This is a genomic window from Halalkalibacter sp. HAAS-P013 (assembly GCF_056619925.1).
Genome location: NZ_JBWQTU010000002.1, coordinates 133,426 through 150,862, shown reverse-complemented (window position 1 = coordinate 150,862; position 17,437 = coordinate 133,426). Strand labels below are relative to the sequence as shown.

At 37.4% G+C, this 17,437-nt stretch carries 16 protein-coding genes; 8 read left to right on the top strand and 8 right to left on the bottom strand.

Translation table 11 applies throughout. The features are described from left to right. Position 1: 1 nt before the first annotated feature. Positions 2-397 (bottom strand): DUF2515 family protein, encoded by a 396-nt coding sequence (locus AC1FXP_RS04615; RefSeq protein WP_480059018.1) that lies wholly within the window; start codon positions 395-397, stop codon positions 2-4. A gap of 503 nt (positions 398-900) precedes the next feature. Between AC1FXP_RS04615 and AC1FXP_RS04610 the strand changes: the two genes are divergently transcribed. Continuing rightward, complete coding sequence (locus AC1FXP_RS04610) at positions 901-2,337, top strand: DHA2 family efflux MFS transporter permease subunit (protein WP_480059017.1); 1,437 nt, start codon at positions 901-903, stop codon at positions 2,335-2,337. Positions 2,338-2,670: 333 nt separating this feature from the next. On the opposite strand, the gene AC1FXP_RS04605 is transcribed toward AC1FXP_RS04610, so the two are convergent. Beyond that, positions 2,671-2,871, bottom strand: a complete 201-nt coding sequence (locus tag AC1FXP_RS04605; protein ID WP_480059016.1) for a polysaccharide deacetylase family protein — start codon at positions 2,869-2,871, stop codon at positions 2,671-2,673. Between the two features lie 341 nt (positions 2,872-3,212). On the opposite strand from AC1FXP_RS04605, the gene AC1FXP_RS04600 reads away from it, so the two are divergent. Genes AC1FXP_RS04600 through AC1FXP_RS04585 form a run of 4 tightly spaced genes read left to right on the top strand, consistent with a single transcriptional unit; the run spans position 3,213 to position 7,358 of the window. Next, on the top strand, positions 3,213-4,784 hold the full coding sequence (locus AC1FXP_RS04600; protein ID WP_480059015.1) for a spore germination protein: 1,572 nt from the start codon (positions 3,213-3,215) through the stop codon (positions 4,782-4,784). 29 nt (positions 4,785-4,813) lie between these two features. Further along, positions 4,814-5,968, top strand: a complete 1,155-nt coding sequence (locus AC1FXP_RS04595; RefSeq protein ID WP_480059014.1) for a Ger(x)C family spore germination protein — start codon at positions 4,814-4,816, stop codon at positions 5,966-5,968. 21 nt (positions 5,969-5,989) lie between these two features. Further along, a complete protein-coding gene (locus AC1FXP_RS04590) occupies positions 5,990-6,229 on the top strand; it encodes a hypothetical protein (RefSeq protein WP_480059013.1) in 240 nt (79 codons plus the stop codon). A 13-nt stretch (positions 6,230-6,242) separates the two neighbouring features. Then, entirely contained in the window at positions 6,243-7,358 is a 1,116-nt protein-coding gene (locus AC1FXP_RS04585; RefSeq protein ID WP_480059012.1) for a GerAB/ArcD/ProY family transporter, read from the top strand. Positions 7,359-7,549: 191 nt separating this feature from the next. Here the strand turns inward: AC1FXP_RS04585 and AC1FXP_RS04580 are convergent, their stop codons facing one another. From AC1FXP_RS04580 to AC1FXP_RS04560, 5 genes are all read right to left on the bottom strand, one after another. After that, positions 7,550-8,662 carry a GerAB/ArcD/ProY family transporter gene (locus AC1FXP_RS04580; RefSeq protein WP_480059011.1) on the bottom strand — a complete coding sequence of 371 codons (1,113 nt, stop codon included), beginning with the start codon at positions 8,660-8,662 and terminating at the stop codon, positions 7,550-7,552. Next, complete coding sequence (locus AC1FXP_RS04575) at positions 8,659-8,931, bottom strand: hypothetical protein (RefSeq protein ID WP_480059010.1); 273 nt, start codon at positions 8,929-8,931, stop codon at positions 8,659-8,661. The genes AC1FXP_RS04580 and AC1FXP_RS04575 overlap by 4 nt, the downstream gene beginning before the upstream one ends. A gap of 2 nt (positions 8,932-8,933) precedes the next feature. Then, complete coding sequence (locus AC1FXP_RS04570) at positions 8,934-10,121, bottom strand: Ger(x)C family spore germination protein (protein ID WP_480059009.1); 1,188 nt, start codon at positions 10,119-10,121, stop codon at positions 8,934-8,936. A 2-nt stretch (positions 10,122-10,123) separates the two neighbouring features. Continuing rightward, positions 10,124-11,602, bottom strand: a complete 1,479-nt coding sequence (locus AC1FXP_RS04565) for a spore germination protein (RefSeq protein WP_480059008.1) — start codon at positions 11,600-11,602, stop codon at positions 10,124-10,126. Positions 11,603-11,796: 194 nt separating this feature from the next. Then, entirely contained in the window at positions 11,797-13,467 is a 1,671-nt protein-coding gene (locus tag AC1FXP_RS04560; RefSeq protein WP_480059007.1) for a GMC oxidoreductase, read from the bottom strand. Positions 13,468-13,717: 250 nt separating this feature from the next. Here AC1FXP_RS04560 and AC1FXP_RS04555 point away from each other — a divergent pair, with 250 nt between their 5' ends. After that, complete coding sequence (locus AC1FXP_RS04555) at positions 13,718-14,476, top strand: ThuA domain-containing protein (protein ID WP_480059006.1); 759 nt, start codon at positions 13,718-13,720, stop codon at positions 14,474-14,476. Between the two features lie 96 nt (positions 14,477-14,572). Here AC1FXP_RS04555 and AC1FXP_RS04550 read toward each other — a convergent pair whose 3' ends face one another. Then, on the bottom strand, positions 14,573-16,258 hold the full coding sequence (locus tag AC1FXP_RS04550) for a GMC oxidoreductase (protein ID WP_480059005.1): 1,686 nt from the start codon (positions 16,256-16,258) through the stop codon (positions 14,573-14,575). 315 nt (positions 16,259-16,573) lie between these two features. On the opposite strand from AC1FXP_RS04550, the gene AC1FXP_RS04545 reads away from it, so the two are divergent. Together AC1FXP_RS04545 and AC1FXP_RS04540 are read left to right on the top strand one after the other, a co-directional pair. Continuing rightward, the gene (locus AC1FXP_RS04545; protein WP_480059004.1) at positions 16,574-16,834 is read left to right on the top strand and encodes a hypothetical protein; all 261 of its coding nucleotides are present in this window, start codon (positions 16,574-16,576) and stop codon (positions 16,832-16,834) included. A 4-nt stretch (positions 16,835-16,838) separates the two neighbouring features. Further along, entirely contained in the window at positions 16,839-16,985 is a 147-nt protein-coding gene (locus tag AC1FXP_RS04540) for a hypothetical protein (RefSeq protein ID WP_480059003.1), read from the top strand. Positions 16,986-17,437: the final 452 nt, after the last annotated feature.

Below are 17,437 nucleotides of genomic sequence, written 5' to 3'. Positions count from 1 at the left end.
GTTATCCGAACTTCTTCGCTTTTTTATAGGTAAGGGCGCCAATATAAAGCTGTTTTAAAATACGACAATAATTAGTCGTAATGTCAAAAGAGTTAGGTGTCAAGACCTCGTTATAATACGAGAAAACCCTTGAATCAAAAGTTTGAAACCAATCTTTATGATTCGTAAATGTGTGTGGTGTGTCTTGCCAAACATCCGTTAAATAAGGACTATATATTGATTGTGTTAGACCACAAGGGGACGTTCTTTTCGTCCTCTTCTTTTTTTGTGCAGTAAAAGTAGTCGACCAATAATCAGAACGTGAACCGGTATGTGGCTTATTGGTTGCGAACCAATAGATGTTCTCATTAAGAGGGGTAAGCCCAAAAAGCAAAACATAAAGCCGTTTACCGACCATAATTCACTCAGAAACAGAAACAGAAGAAAAGTTGACAACAGAAATGCAGTAAAAGCTGTGGATACGCATCAGAAAATATCAGTGCATTAGCCGGTTGGTGGCAGTGAGGAAACCGACTTATTGGCTTCAATAGGTTGCCTTTTTAAGTGCGTGTTTGAGGGATTTAATTGCAGAAGGGTTGATAGTTAGCGAATCCCATTCACGTCTAATTTTTGACTCGGAATACTACTTATTAAGCACATAAATCGCATATTTTCCAACGATCAATGGAAAAAAATGAATGACTCTTTGAAGAATACTCACGATTACAAACCTTCTCTGCGTTATTGTATGTATATGAGGGGGAAGCCGTTTGGAGATTTACATAAAAATTGCAAAAATAGTAAGTTTGAACAATGGAATAAAACGTCTTAATCGTGTACTCTGTATAAGTACTTGTTGCGACAAGAATATGCATAAGGATTGAATAATACTATATTTGTAGTTAGAGATGAGGGAACAGAATGGGAGTACCGAGTTATAAGAGGTCAACGATTGTTGCATTGTTACTAGCAGGATCTTTTATTGCCATTTTAAATCAAACTCTCATGATTACGGCGATCCCGCCTATCATGAAGGAAATGAATGTTACGGCCAATAGTGCCCAGTGGCTTACGACTGTATTTATGCTTGTGAATGGGATTATGATTCCGGTAAGTGCCTTTTTACTAGAACGTTTCACAACGAGGCAACTCTTTATTTCAGCGATGAGTATCTTTGCGTTTGGAACATTGATTGCTGGAATTGCTCCTAACTTTGAAGTGTTATTAGTTGGAAGAATGATTCAGTCAGCCGGAGCAGGAGTGATGCTTCCTTTAATGACGACAGTATTCTTAATGATTTTTCCAATCAATAAACGCGGAGCAGCAATGGGATTGATTGGTCTTGTTATTTCTTTTGCACCAGCAATAGGGCCAGCTTTATCTGGATGGGTTACATCCAATTATTCGTGGAGACTATTGTTTTTTATCATTTTGCCAATTGCTTTAATTGATATTATTATTGCGGTATTTGTCTTAAAAAATGTGACAGAAGTGACAAAGCCAAAAATCGATGTTATTTCGATTATGTTCTCTTCATTTGGGTTTGGAGGACTGCTCTATGGTTTCACGGCTGCAGGCAATTATGGCTGGTCATACCCGATTACAATTATATCGTTAGTAGTTGGAGGAGTAGCACTTGTCCTTTTTATTACAAGACAGCTGAGATTAAAGCATCCAATGCTCGAGTTTCGAGTGTTCACGTTTTCCATTTTCCCTTATGCAGTAATTATCGGCATGGTCGCTTTCATGGGCTTAATTGGAGTAGAAACATTAGTACCATTATATATGCAAAATATGAGAGATTTCACGGCATTTGAAGCAGGTCTTGCCCTATTGCCAGGAGCGTTAGTAAGTGGGATCATGTCACCGATTATTGGACGCATTTTTGATAAAATAGGGGCACGTTTTCTTGTGATAGTTGGATTAGTGATTATGACAGCAGCTTCGTTCGCATTTATTAATTTAAGTCCAGAGACATCATTTGCCTTTCTTACGATTATGTATGCAGTACGGATGTTAGGGCTTGTAATGGTGTTGATGCCGATCCAAACAGCCGCATTAAACCAGCTACCGAAACGATTAATTCCACACGGAGCAGCGATGGATAATACGATGAGAATGATTGCAGCTTCAGTTGGTACTGCTATACTTGTAACAGTTATGACAACGACAGCGATGAATGCTGAAAATCGACCAGACATCGCATATCCTGATATCCATGGGGCAAATGTGGCCTTTATTGTCGTTGCCGTTCTTTCTTTAATTGCCTTACTTGCTTCGTTCTTTGTTAAATACTCAAACAATGATGATGAGATGAAAGAAAAAGAGGAGCAATTTGAGAAAGTAAGTGTTAACTAAAAAACTATATCAAACTCAAGAATAGACTGAAATGTTAATATTGAAAATCCCCACAGGAGCCGAAGTCACTTAAGAAAGTACAAACCTTTCAGTAGTGTTTTAGAATCCTAGTGGGGATTTTGTTGTTTTATAAAAGGTGGGTGACTGCATATTGAAAGTCGGATTATTACGTCAAAGTTATCGCAGAGACAAGGAATCTTTATATAATTTGTTTTCATCAAAAAACGGGCATGATTTAAATCATGTCCGTTTTTCCATAGTGTATTTGCATTTATTTTTGGAAAGCTTCCATTTCTTTTAGTAATGATTTGGAATTTACGCCATCCTCAATGACTAATTTAAGATCGGTATTATAAGGAAGTGTATATAGGGCAAGTAACGTTTTCGCATCAAACATTTGATTTTCATAACAGTTAAAAAGAAAGTTCCTTTCACATCTTCTTGCTTTAAAATGCCAAGGATTTGTTCTGTAATAATACCAGGTCCGTCATCAAATGTTAAAGCTACCACCTTTTCGCTTGTCTCCACATCCACTACAAGCCCACCAAAAAAACTGAAAGCTTCTAGATTTGGAAATTTCATTGATCGTGTATGCAATGGAGGCTAGAGCAAAAACAGTCAAACTGAAAATAATTACTTTTTTCATCGTTTTCTCTTATATGTGTTGTGATAGATCAAGTTAGTCTATATTTATCGTACTTACGTATTGTATCAAAATTAGGCATGATGTGGATGACAGTTAATTAATTGTTATCTTTGTATGATATTTCAATTATAGGATAATGCTAAAAACACGTTTACTTAGAAATAACACTGTATCAAGATAATCAAGTACTTTAATGAAATTAATTCGCTGTTGAGGGAGTACTTCAATAATGAGACAGGTAAAGGCTAGCTTAAAAAAAATAAAAGGACGAACTGCTAAAGAAGCAATTAAACAAACTAATAATGAAGAGAAAGCTCTATATTTAGAGAAGATATCTGTACATGTTTTTGAAAATAAAAAGCAAGTAGAAGAAATATTTTTAAACAGTTCTGATATTAAAATTCAAGATTATCGGTTTGGTCCCGGTTTTACCAATACCGCCTTTACAGTTTACTGTAATACACTTATTCAAGATGAAAAGCTTAATTATTTAAAAGCACTGTTACAAGATTTAGTCATGCATGAAGTTGGCCCGGGAACTGACATAACTGTTGAAAAAATAAAAGATTTTATCTTTCAAAAAGGTGTATCGGCTCAAGAAGTTGGAACGGTTGAAGATTTTGAACAAGTTTCAAAAAAAATTTTAGCAGGGAATATTGTTATTTTTTTTGATAAATGGAATAAGGCCCTGAGCTTTGATGCTCTTTCTGTAGAAAGTAGAGCGGTGTCAGAACCGACAAGTGAGGGAGTCGTTCAAGGCCCTCATGAAGGAACAGTTGAAAACCTTAAGAAAAATATTGGGCTAATCCGCTCACGGTTACAGTCACGAAAACTAAAAGTAATCACATTTCATGTCGGAAAAGAAACGAATACAGAAATTGCCTATAGTTATTTGGAAGGTTCAGTGGACCCGGAAGTGTTACAAGAATTTGAGAAAAGAATTGGGGAAATAAAAGATAAGGACGTATTAGAAACATCCTATATTGAAGAGCTTATTGAGGATTCAACGTACTCTCCTTTTCCTCAATTTCGTTATACTGAGCGGCCAGATGTTACAGTTGCGGCTCTGTTAGACGGGAAAATTGTCGTGATGGTACATGGAACAAGCTCTGTTTTAATTTGTCCGGCTTTATATTTGGAGTTATTCCAATCTGTTGAGGATTACTATCAACGAACAATTATTACTACAATGATTCGATTAATGCGGTTTTTGGCTGTAATTATTGCTCTGACGTTACCTAGTATTTATATTGCTTTATCTACGTTTCATCCTGAAATGATTCCTACTGTTTTATTGTTAGCAGTTATAAACACACGAGAAGGGATTCCGTTTCCTGCTTTGCTTGAAGCTGTTATTATGGTTTTCTTTTTTGAACTAATGCGTGAAGCGGGCGTCAGGATGCCAAAACCGATCGGACAAGCGGTGAGTATTGTTGGAGCTCTTATCATTGGGGAAGCTGCTATTCAAGCTGGAATTGCTTCACCGATCATGGTGGTCGTTGTTGCATTAACAGGAATTTCATCATTTGCAATTCCCCAATATAACCTTGGTATTGCTTATCGAATTCTTCAGTACCCACTTATGATATTAGCGGCTACATTAGGAGGATTTGGTGTCATGATTGGACTACTGCTGATTCTTTTGCATCTGTGTTCTTTACGGCCTTTGGGAGTACCTTATTTAGCACCGTTCGCCCCATTGAGACCGAAACGATTAGGTGATGCTTTTATTCGTGTTCCGTTAAAAAATCTATTAAAATCACCTCGGAATCAGCATATGCATCGTCTTCCTAAAAGTTAAACGTTCACATCGGAAAGGAGAAAGGTTTTTTGAAAAAGCTTGTTATCATTATTTTATCAGTCTTTCTGTTGGTTTTATCAGGTTGTTGGGATCAACGTGAATTGATAGAACGAGCTTTTGTATTAGGAGCTGCGATCGATCAGCATGAAGATCAGCTCGAATTAACCGTTCAATTTTATCGACCAAAACCTGAAGAGGGTGGTGGGGGGGATAGCGGCGATCCGGTCAGTTTTCATATATATACGCAAACCATTTCTGAAGGGGCGCGCAACCTTGTGAATCATATCGGCAGAAGAGCAAACTGGAGTCACATGCAGGTGATTGTTATCGGAGAAGAGACTGCAAGAACAAGACCGCTTAGTGAATTGCTTGGATTTTTTTACCGCGAACATGAACCTCGTTCCACAACCCATATTTTAATTGGGCAAGAAAAAGGGAGCGATTATTTAAATTTTGACCCATTATTTGAAGATTCTTCTGGCAGACAACTTCGTGAAATTCAAAGGTTCTCCAGAGAAGTTACGGGACATTCTAGAGAGACAACCATACATGATTTAAGTTTACAACTGAAAAGTGAACTCGGTACGGCAATTGTCCCATATGTAACGAAAAGTGAAAACAAAATAACAACGGCTCCTATTATCGGAGTTGCGATTATCAAAGACGATAGAATGGTCAGTGAACTTTCAGGAAAAGAGACACAAAGCCTGTTAATCCTCCGTGAACAATTTGATAGAGCGAATTGGAAACTGCCATGTAAAGAGGGAAACAAGGAAGATAGATTCGATAATATTGAGGTGTTTTTATCAAGTTCTAACATATCTCCTAGGATAAATGGCAATCAAGTGACTGTGGATGCGGCACTTCAAATTGAGGTTACTTTAAGAGAGTTAGTGTGTGAGACAATACTTGAAACGGCCGAGGATGCAAATGAGTTTGCTCGATATATAGAGGAGCAAATAGAAGAAAATTTGATGAACACAATAGCGAAACTTCAGGAGGAAAAAGTTGACGCTATTGAATTAGGGAATACAATTTACAGAGATAACCCAGAACTATGGAAGTCTGTAAAGGATAATTGGGATGAAATGTTTGCTGCGGCCCAATTTAACTTTAGTATTTCAGTTGATATTGATGGTTCGGGAACCGTAGACTATAGGCCATTTCTAAAAAAGGGTGAATAGTTTGGGCAGGGGGCATGGAGATTGTTTGAAAGAATTATTATTGTATTGATTTTGTACACGGTGTTGCTTTCTTTTGACTATTCAAGATTGAAAGAAAGTGAAAAGAAGGTAACATATATTTATTCATTCTTAATTGTAATATCCTTATTTGTAAGTATAGATTACATATTTGACACGAATTGGCCAAATTTGAAAGACCTTATCCATGCTGTTTTTTTGAAACCGGCTGAACAGATCGTTGAATATTTAACAATTGAGTGAAAGGAGGATGACAGTGAAAGATCAAGAGACAGTCAGCGATACACAAATGGCTTTTATTTTTTTAAGCTTTTTGCTGGGATCGGCTATTGTGAACATTCCATCGCCCTTAATTGCTAGTGCTGGTAATGCCGCATGGCTATCTCTATTGGTCGCCTTTGGGATGGGTGTTCTCCTTTTATGTTGTATTCTTTTTTTAAATCGTCAATACGAGGGAAAAATACTTATTGATTACTCTCGTAATATTTTTGGAAAATGGGGCATGGTTCTTTTTATGATTCCTTTTGTTCTTATGCTCTTTTTAATGCTTTCCAACATAGTACTTGATGTCGGTTTTTTTTTACATAATACAATGATGAGAACGACACCGATTGAGGTTTTTCAGTTATTTATGATTATTGTAGCTGCCGCAACGGTATATGAAGGAATCGAAGTGATAGGTAGAATGTTTACAATGCTTATTCTTTTTGTATTAGCTGTATTTTTTATTTTTGTATTGTTAATCATTCCAGTGCTACATCCTGAATATCTAATGCCATTGCTTCCGGATGGATGGAAACCCGTATTTCACGGGACTTATTTAGCCATGGGCTTTCCTTATGCAGAAGTAATTCTTTTCGCATTCCTGCTCCCGTTTGCTAAAAGGAAAAATGGAGGAAAGTTAGAAAAAAAGATGTTTATAGCTATGTTCTTTAATGGATTTTTATTGTTGGTTGCTATTCTTGTATCAATTATGGCGTTAGGGCCTTCTGGTGTAGATATAAAGTATGCTTTGTTTTATATAGCTACCTTAATTGATATACAAGATGTTTTAACAAGAATTGAAGCAGTTGTTGCCATGAGTTGGATTATCGGTTCATATATGAAAGCAACAATAGTGTTATTTGTCATTAATTTCATCATTTCGCAACTGTTTAATCTTAAAGATGACAGGATCTTAATTTTCCCAGTTGCACTTCTGACTTTTCTTTTCTCTGTCACTTTATATAATCATGAACTGGAGTTTGTAGAAAACGTAGGGACGGTATGGCCTTTATTAATAACGATTGTTGGCGTATTCCCAATTCTTATAATAACTCTTGTAACTTTTTTGAAAAAGAAATTAAAAAAACAAAAGCAATTTGGCGCATAGGTGAACTTTTATATTTAAAACATTTAATCATGTTTAGGCAGTTTAATTAAAAACAAGTGACATGCCAACTTTCATATCAAAGTGAAATGTTTATTAAACGAAATCTCATTTTTAATCTATAAAAAAACAAGAAGCTACTGAAAAGAAGTTGTCCTTTTCAGTAGCTTCTTAATTATATTTACCCACATAACTTATTGGGATTCTGATTTATCGAGTCCGTTTCTTTTAAAAAGAGCTACAAATGTGACAAATAGGAAAGGGAGAACGACAATCGTAATCATAAATAACGGCCAAGTCACAAATACAGCATTAACAAATTCTGTTTCGTGATCAAAGATCGTCAGCGAAAGTAACAAAATGAGAAAGGAAATAGGAAAGATGATAATTTGTTTATCCTGTAATTTCAAAACTTTGGATAAAAATTCTTTAAGAATAAACAGCATAATGCTTGTTTTCATATAGGAGCCGACGATTAATGCGAGGCCGATTCCGGATTCAATTCGTTCAATAGCATCTCTAACATTAACCAATCGAGAAAGGTTAAAAATAGAATATTGGACTTTTCCAGCAATTGGACCATATGCCATTGTGACAAGAACAATAGGAATAATCATCAAAAGCCCATGTATGATTAAAGTGAAAAACATGATTTTTTTAAATGGCTTTCTGTCTCCTTTGTTCAGGAAGGGAAGCAACAAAGAAAAAAGAATAAGCTCCGAATAGGGAAAGCTAAAAGCACGGTAGCTTCCAAGAAGAATGGGCATGATACCATCCGGCATGACCGGAAGAAGGTGCTCGACTCGATATTCACGAAAAACTAATGCTAACACACCCAATGATAAAACAACCATGATGATTAAAAGCCACACGAACATTCTCGCCATTGGTTCAATTCCACTTCTTGCCGTCATAGCAGCCACTAGCAAAATAAGAGTATGGAAGACATAGGTAGGTGTTTCTCTCATTAAGGCATTTGCAAAAAAACCTCCAATATCAATGATAATAAAAGCAATAATTAAAATAAGCAAAATGATGAGTGGTATGGCAATACATAAGGTAATCCACTTTCCTAAGACTTTTTCACTATAATCGAGAAAGGAATGTCCAGGAGCTTGTTGTTCGATGTAGAAAACACAAGCTAATAAAACCATTCCAAGAACATTCGCCATTAAAAGGGATAGCCACGCCCCATTTGCAGCAGCTTCAACCATAGGGGTTGGGATATTAATAATTGCAGAACCGGTCATATAAGCGAGAAATAGACTCGCTAGCTGCCAAGAACTTATCGTCTCTATTTGTCTCATCCCATCCCCCTAATGGTCACAAGAAACATAATAAAATTGACTTCTAGTGATTTTACAATTTGTTGACCTGGTTCATGAAAGATGAAATCTACAAATGTATAAAGGTTTGGCCAAGGTAGATCAAACACGTAAATAACACTATGATACAAGACAGGTACCATTGCTATTCCATAAACGGTGCGAATCTGCTTGTTTCTAATTAATTCCGCTCCATCATAGAAAAGTACGCTCATGTATAAAATAACGAGTAAGATGATTTTCTCAAGCATAATTATTCCTCCGTTAGATCATCGCCAGTTGTCATACCTGTGCTAATAATGTTGACTTCAACATCAATTTCGAAATTGATTTCAGAAAAGATTTGCTCCCAATTATCTTCATGCTGTTTCCATTGTTTCGGGTCTTTTCTATAAAGGATATTTCCAATTCCGATTACATCGATTTTTTCATCCTGTAGGTATTTAATAAAAGCTTTTAATTGAGTTTTAATTGAGTTTTCAATATGCACTTGAAGCTCCTGTCTCTCTTCATCAGTTGCCATCGTCCAGCATTGTAACTCTCCGAGATGCCCCTGTACCTTTGTTGAAAAATGAATAGTAGGTGGGGTTTCAGAGAAGTTGGAAGCAACCTTTGTTTTTAGTTGAGTAACTTCAAGAGAATCCTTTCTATTTTTCTGTTTATATTCTTCACCTTTACAAGGATATTCGATCGTACCGCTAAGGTATTCATCTGTTAAAATCAGCAAATTATGAACATCAGCCGTTGAGAGACGATCGATCATCTTTCCATTAGGGAGAATAGCCAAACCAGTATTTACGACGCTTACTGGAGTTTGATCACTTCGTTCGATATAGGGAATAGTTGCTATTTTCACCGGATAATTCAGTTGCAAAGCTAAATCAAGCATTCTCGTTTCTTTTGCTTTCCCTGAAAAGGCAGTGCCACTTTCTTGAATCATTCGTATTTGTTGTGCTGTTGTTCTCTCAATAAAAGGTTTAATACCCCAATATTCACTAGCTCTTCCTTGTGTAATAACGACATACGTTTTGAAGCGAGGTTCATGGTCACGATAGAAAAAATCAAGAACATCTGATATGTCATGTTCTCTAGCAAACTCTTCTCCGATAAGGATAACCCGCATATGGCTCCATTGAGCTTTGCGACCAACATGAAGTGGAATATCGCGGATGGCTTCAAAGACGCTGTCGTCTGTCGTTTTAACTGAGAAGTACTTGCCCTCGGTAGTGACACCACCACCTTGAGCTCCGATCGTTGGTGTAGGTGAATACATATGTGTTGTTAATTCAATCTCTCCTTCATTCGTTTGATCAATACTTAGCCCCATCACGTAGGCTAGATCAGTCAATTCCATACTGTTCCAACATCCTGATAAAAAAATGAGAAAACTTACTGTAATGACTATTTTTATAAGGGAAAATTTATTAGTTGTAACATTCATGGTTAATCAAGCTTTCTTTTCGGATTTTGGTTTGGGGATTCCATCCATTTCTGTGGTTTCCGCATGAAAACATCTAGAAGTTGCCTCGGCTTAAGTGGAGCTAATGGACTTAAATATGGTTGCCCTAATGATCGTAAATTTGTTAAATGTAAAAAGATGATCAGCAAAAAAATCATAATGCCAAACCCACCTAAAGTAGCAGCCATGATCATCATTGGCAGTTGGAGAATCCGAATGGCAATCGCAATGTCATATTGTGGAATTGCAAAAGAAGCAATTCCGGTTAGTGCTACTACAATGACCATCAACGGAGAGGTAATATGGGCTGATATTGCAGCATCACCAATAATCAACGCTCCAACGATGCTAATCGCTGATCCAATTGGCTGTGGCAAGCGAATACCAGCTTCTCGAAGCAGCTCGAAAAAAAACACCATGATAACGGCTTCCAAAAAGGCAGGTAATGGCAGGCCTTCACGAGTATCAATAATTGACATTAAAAGATTGGTTGGAATTAATTCACTATGAAACGTAGTTAAGGCAATATATACACTAGGTAATGTAAACGCAATATAAAAAGATATGATTCTTATCAAACGTACGAGAGATGAAAATATCGTGCGTTGATAATAATCTTCACTTGCTTGAAAGAACTCAGTAAAAAGGCCTGGACAAATTAAGATCGATCCCGTTCCTTGAACGAGAACGACAATTTTCCCTTGTAATATGGCTGCAATAGCAACATCTGGCCGTTCTGTATAACGATATTGTGGAAAAGGAGAAGCTTTAGAGTCTTCGATCAGCTGTTCAATGTACCCCGTTTCTAAAATTTCCGATTCCTTGACATAATTTATTCGTCTTTTGAACTCACTTAGTGTTTCTTGATCTACTTTTCCCTCAAGATAGCCAAATGCAATCTCGGTTTGCGTTTCTCCTCCTGTTTTCAATTTCTCAATTTTAAAGCGAGGATTTTGTAAGCGAACGCGTAATAACCCAATATTTATATCTAACTGTTCAATTGTACTTTCGCGAGGTCCTTTAACGACCGATTCAGTCGCTGGTTCAGTTACTTGTCGTTTATTAACACTTAAATCATTATAGGCTAATGCTTTTTCCCATTGGTCAAAAAAGATTACAATGTGTCCGCTCATAATTTTTGTCACAGCATTATCAAAATTTTCAACTAGAAGCGCATTTTGGTCAGAAACACCGTTATGTTCAAAAAAATTTATGACATCTTCAACAGTCATGTCAGTTGCTGGACCTACTTCGTGTGTGACTAAATCTTGCATGGACGCTTTCATGTAATTTGTTTGTTTATTTTGAACAAGTGATTCAAGATAAACAGAGAAAGCGCGATATTTAAGCTCTGGACCATACTGCCATGAATAAATACGTAAATCATGACAATTGGAAAGAGTTGCTTCGATTTTTTTTTGGTTTTCCGATAAGCTTTGAGAAATGTTAATAGATTTCTTCATAAATTACCCTCTAATTCAATATTTAGTAGTAGCATTCTTTAGAAAAAGGATTTTTATTCATATGAGATGTTTTTAACCGTTGAATAAATAACAAAAAACGTCGTTTATCATACGATAACGACGTTTTGTCTAGAAAAAAGAAAAGACTTTTTCGTGAGCTATTTATCCATTGTTTCCCCGCTAATTTCAGCCGGTTATTCCTCCTCTTTTCCTACAATATAATCAGCAGTACGCATGGCCACTGCTATCGTTGTTAACGTTGGATTCGCTCCTCCCATAAACGGCTGAACGCTGTTGTCAGCAACAAACAAGCCAGACACGCCATGCACTTGACCGAATTCATTTGTAACCGATGTAGCTGGATCATTCCCCATCCTGCAAGTGCCCGCAGCATGATAATCAAATCCTGGTGGATGAAGACATGGGAGAGTGATGTTATCCAATTGTATACTATCCATCACTTGAACCATGTCATCTACCATTTGTTGAATAATGACCAAGTCTTGTTCGCTGTAAGAGAAATGAACATTTAGTTTTGGAATCGCGTACGAATCTAAGTCTGTTGGATCAAGAACGACTCGATTATCCGGCCTTGGCTCAACAATGCCAAAACCCCAAAGACCGATTTCTAGTTCTTCCATTAATGGCTTTATTCTATAGGAATAAAATTCATAAGGAAACGGTCCTTGCACAGATAGTTGATATGGTCGTAAGTCCGTACTTGGAAGCATAATGTTTGCAAGTCCTAACACTTCTCCAAATTCCTCTCGTGAGACAAAACCATTAGCATGAACAAAAGAATGACTAATCAAATATCTACCAATGGCTTCTCCAGGTATGTCAGAATGAAGCAAGAGGCGAGGGGATTCAAATGTACTCCCAGATACGATCACGTTTTTCCCGTGTAGTGTATAACATTTTTTATCAGGGGTCATCACGTTAACTCCTGTTGCTTTGCCGCTTTCATGTAGAATCTTGACGACATTGGCATTGACGGCAAAATCAACTCCATTCCAGTTTAAGGCCCAAGCGATAAACTCAAGAGAACTAAATAAGACATTGGAACGAATTTGTCCATAATAGCTAGCGTCTAAATCAAACGCACGAGGTAAAGTTTTCGCATCATGGTAGCCGCTATCTCTTAATCTTTGTAAAAGCGTTTGGTGAAGATTAGAGTCCTTTACAAACGCCGTAGTCACCTTCATTACTTCTTCAGCAATGTTGTAATATTCAATTAGGTCATCATAGCTGATCGGCCATTCGTTAAAATCACTTGGATGAAAACGGGGGCTAACCGCTCCCCAAAGAAGCGTTTGACCTCCAAGGCCATAAAGTTGCTTGGCTCCAGGGAATTCAGGCCATTGCTCACGAATGTTAAATGCCGGGTTTTGTAGAAACTTTCCAGCGGCACTAGCTGTCGGTAAATTAGCGACATGTGTTGGGATAAGTAAACCACCTTTTTCCAAGACAGCAATTCGTTTCCCTTGTTCGCGCCATTGTTCACACAATCTCCAAAGAGCGGCGCCTCCTCCTGCACCAGTTCCAACAATGATTGCATCATACTCGATCTTTTCCATTTCTTCTAAAGGAGTGAGTGGGAACCACTGATCTAAATACTCTACAACTGGATCAGGAGGGCAATCTTCGTATGTTGGTACAATTTGCTCATCATCATTTACTATTTGACGGCTTGTTTTTAAAGTGACGGGTTTAGGGGAAGAGGGAATCTTGACCTTTCGACCAGTAATGTCTTCATCCGGATGTGCAATATGTGGGTTATGAACTCTAAGTTGATTCATGTCGACGTTATGTTGATGAGCCAACTTCCGCAGTGTTGTACCCATTTTTGCGGTAAATATCTTCAATGTATCACCTCGTTGTTTCATCTTTTGTGTAAGTATATGCGTCTACTTTTAGAACTTGATAATTACTGCTAATAATTCTATATAGATTGCGTTTGGGTTCTTTTATTACGTGCTATCGGTATCCTGGTTATTACTTTTAAATTTTGTAAACAATCATGATTTTTTTGACGGCAAGTTCATATATTTAGATATGGAGTGAAATTTGGGAGAAAGTGAGCCGAACATGTAACTGATAATTGAGGAGGACGATATGATCAAAATAACTATTGGATCAAAAACGTTCGAAATGAAAGAGATCAATGTGACGATTTGGAATGAATTTATTCATGAACAGACCACCCCAGAGGTAGCAGAAATTTACCCTGAAGGAATGCATCGGACGATTGCTCAAGGCTTGGAGCCATACGGATTCAACATTCGAACAGCTACACTTGAGCAACCAGAGCACGGTTTGACGGAAGCAGTATTGGATCAAACGGATGTACTCATCTGGTGGGGACACGTAGCTCACGAAGAAGTAGCTGATGAAATTGTCGAGCGTGTGTATCAAAGAGTACTTAATGGTATGGGGTTGATCGTGTTACATTCAGGACATTTTTCTAAAATATTTATTAAGTTAATGGGCACAACCTGTAACCTAAAATGGAGAATAGCAGATGAAACGTCAAGGTTATGGGTCGTTGATCCAGCTCATCCGATAGCAGAGGGTATTGGGGAATACATTGAGCTTGAAGAAGAAGAAATGTACGGAGAATTTTTTGATATTCCCGCTCCTGAACAACTAATATTTATTAGCTGGTTCGAGGGGGGAGAGGTGTTTCGCAGCGGCTGTGCCTATCATCGCAGGCAAGGAAAAGTCTTTTACTTTCAGCCCGGAGATGAAAGATACCCAACTTATCACAATAAAGAGATTATAAGAGTAATTGCGAATGCAGTGAAGTGGGCTGCATCACCGCATGGATCAACACCAACTTTTGGGCATGCAGAGCCTCTTGAAGATATAGATTAAAATTTAAATAGGATGACAAAAGCCCTTACTTTGTCATCCTATTTTCATTCTTTTGTAGAATCTTTAGGTACAATCATCTATTCTAATACAAATTTTTTATACATTCTCATTTTTTATAATATAATCAGCAGTTCGCATAGCTACGGCTACGGTCGTTAGTGTAGGATTCGCCCCTCCCATAAAAGGTAAGATACTGTTATCAGCTACAAATAGATTTGATATACCGTGAACTTGACCAAACTCATTTGTAACAGATGTAGCTGGATCATCTCCCATCCGGCAAGTGCCCGCAGCATGAAAATCGGTCCCCGGAGGAAGCAGACATGGATTCGTTTCGATATTTAATTGCATACTATCAATAACTTTAAACAGATCATCCGACAGCTGTTGAATAATGGCTAGATCTTGCTCGCTGTAAGAAAAATGAACATTCAGTTTTGGAACTCCATACCAATCCAAGTTAGCCTCATCAAGGACGACACGGTTATCACGGTTAGGCTCAACAATTCCGAACCCCAAAAGGCTAACCTCTAGTTCTTTCATCAAGGGCTTCGTTTCATAGGCATAAAATTCATAAGGATGAGGTCCTGTAACTGCTATTTGGTATGGCCGCTTATCAGTACTAGGAAGCAGAATATTCGCGAGCCCTAATACCTCTTCAAATTCCTCACGTAAGACAAGAGTAGAAGAAGAAATAAAAGAATGGCTAATTAAATATCTACCGATTGCATCTCCGGGGATACCAGAATGAAGCAGTAGGCGAGGCGTTTCAAACGTACTAGCAGAAACCACCACGATTTTACCGTGAATTGTATATGATTTTCGCTCCGGGGTCATCACCTGCACTCCAGTTACTTTGTTATGTTCATGTAAAAGCTTCACCACATTTGCTTTAACAGCAAAATCAACCCCATTCCAGTTAAGTGCCCAAGCCATAAATTCGAGGGAACTAAAAAAGACATTTGAATGTATTTGTCCATAATAGCTAGCGTTTAAGTCAAACGTTCGAGGAATGTTTGTTGCATCATGATAACCGCTCTCCCTCAATCTTTTTAAGAGAGTTTCTTGAAGGTTAGAACCATTCGTGTATGCTGTGGTGACCTTCATGACTTGTTCAGCAATGTTGTAGTATTCTATGAGATCATCAAGTGTTAGCGGCCATCCTATAAAATCACTACGATGAAAACGGGGACTCATGCCTCCCCAAAGCAGTGTTTGGCCTCCTAAACCGAAAAGTTGTTTGGCTCCTGGAAATTCAGGCCATTCCTTTTCTCGTCTAATGTTGAATGCGGGGTTTCGCAGAAATCTTCCTGCAGTTTTAGCCGTTGGTAAATTAGCTACATGAGTCGGTACGAGTAAATCACCTTTCTCTAAAACAGCAATTCGTTTCCCTTGATTTCGCCACTGTTCACTTAATCTCCAAAGTGTAGCTCCTCCACCTGCCCCGCTTCCAACGATAATAACATCGTAGTTTGTTTGTTCCATCTCTTCTAAAGAAGTCAGAGGGAACCAGTGATCTGAAAAATCTATTTCTGGACTAGGAGGGCAATCTTCATAAGTTGGAACAATTTCTTCATTGTCATTTGTCATTTGACGGTTTTTCTTGAACGTTATAGGTTTCGGAGGTGAGGGGATTTTTACTTTTTGGCCGGAAATATCTTTATCTGGATGAGGGAGATGTGGATTATGGACGATAAGTTTATTCAAATCAATGTTATGATAACGGGCCAGGTTTCGTAATCTTTCTCCCTTTTTAGCGATTATTATCTTCAGTGCGATCACCCTCATTCGTTGAATATTTATGTAAGTATATGATGATAACATGGTTAATTTGACAATTATTTCATCTCTATGGCACTGGCTGTCATTAGTGAGTGTGCGAAATGGTGATAATCGTCTTTTTTAACAACTTCAATAGCATAATCTTATGCGATTCTTATTCCTTCTAAATTTTGTGAATGTTTATAACTTATAGGATAAGTTAAAGGCCAGTCATGAATGTCTGAAACACCCATTCTTGGAATAGGTAGTTATTTATTTAACACCCTTCTATCTTAATTGACATATAGTATGGTGATAGGAAAGGAAGGTTATATCATGCTGAATAATCCTTTCAATGGCTTAAACGGAAGAGAACGGGAACTATTGATTATGGCTTTAATATTGAAGAAAAAGTTAAGCTTCCATAATGTGGTTTTAGAGCATGACGGGACCTACTATGTTGGGTTAAGGGGAAGAATTAATATTCAAGAAAATCCAAATAAAAATGTACATGATCTAGCTGCTTTTATAGATAGTCATCCTGATTTAACGCTATCAGATGTTATGGAAGTAATAAAACGGAAAACAAGGGAGTGAGTTTATGGATTTTACAATTTTAGAGGAGAATTATACTACAGTTATAGTGGTTATTTTATTTTTTATTTTATTATTTGGAGAGACTGCTAATAACAATGCTGAACCTGAACCTGAGGATAACGATGTTGTGATCCCGCCAATATCGTTTTAGCACCCCCGATAACTTTCCTGAAACCTGTGTGGCCAAAGGTGGATAGAACGCAGGTAAATCAAAATTGCTTTAGAAGCAACGGTTGGTTAGTAAGGTTATACCTATGTAGTTAAAATCTTTCCGCACTACGGAGTAAGTGTAGGAAGGATTTTTTATTTTATGTATTACATACTTCTAACTAGGAAAGACGGCATTCCTCTTATGGAAGGGCAAGATTGTGGCTCGTTGATCCTGCCCATCCGATAACAAAATGCAAAAAATACAATGATTTTGAAGAAGAATGTACGGAGAATTCTTTTGATGTTCCTGTACCTGATCGGCTTAATATTAGTAAGTGGCTCCAAGGTAGTAAAGTTAATATGATTCTTCTAACACTCGTATCATAGTAAAAAGCATATCATTTACAGGTGTTGGAATATGATGAGTCCCTCCTATTTATAAGTACAAGTACT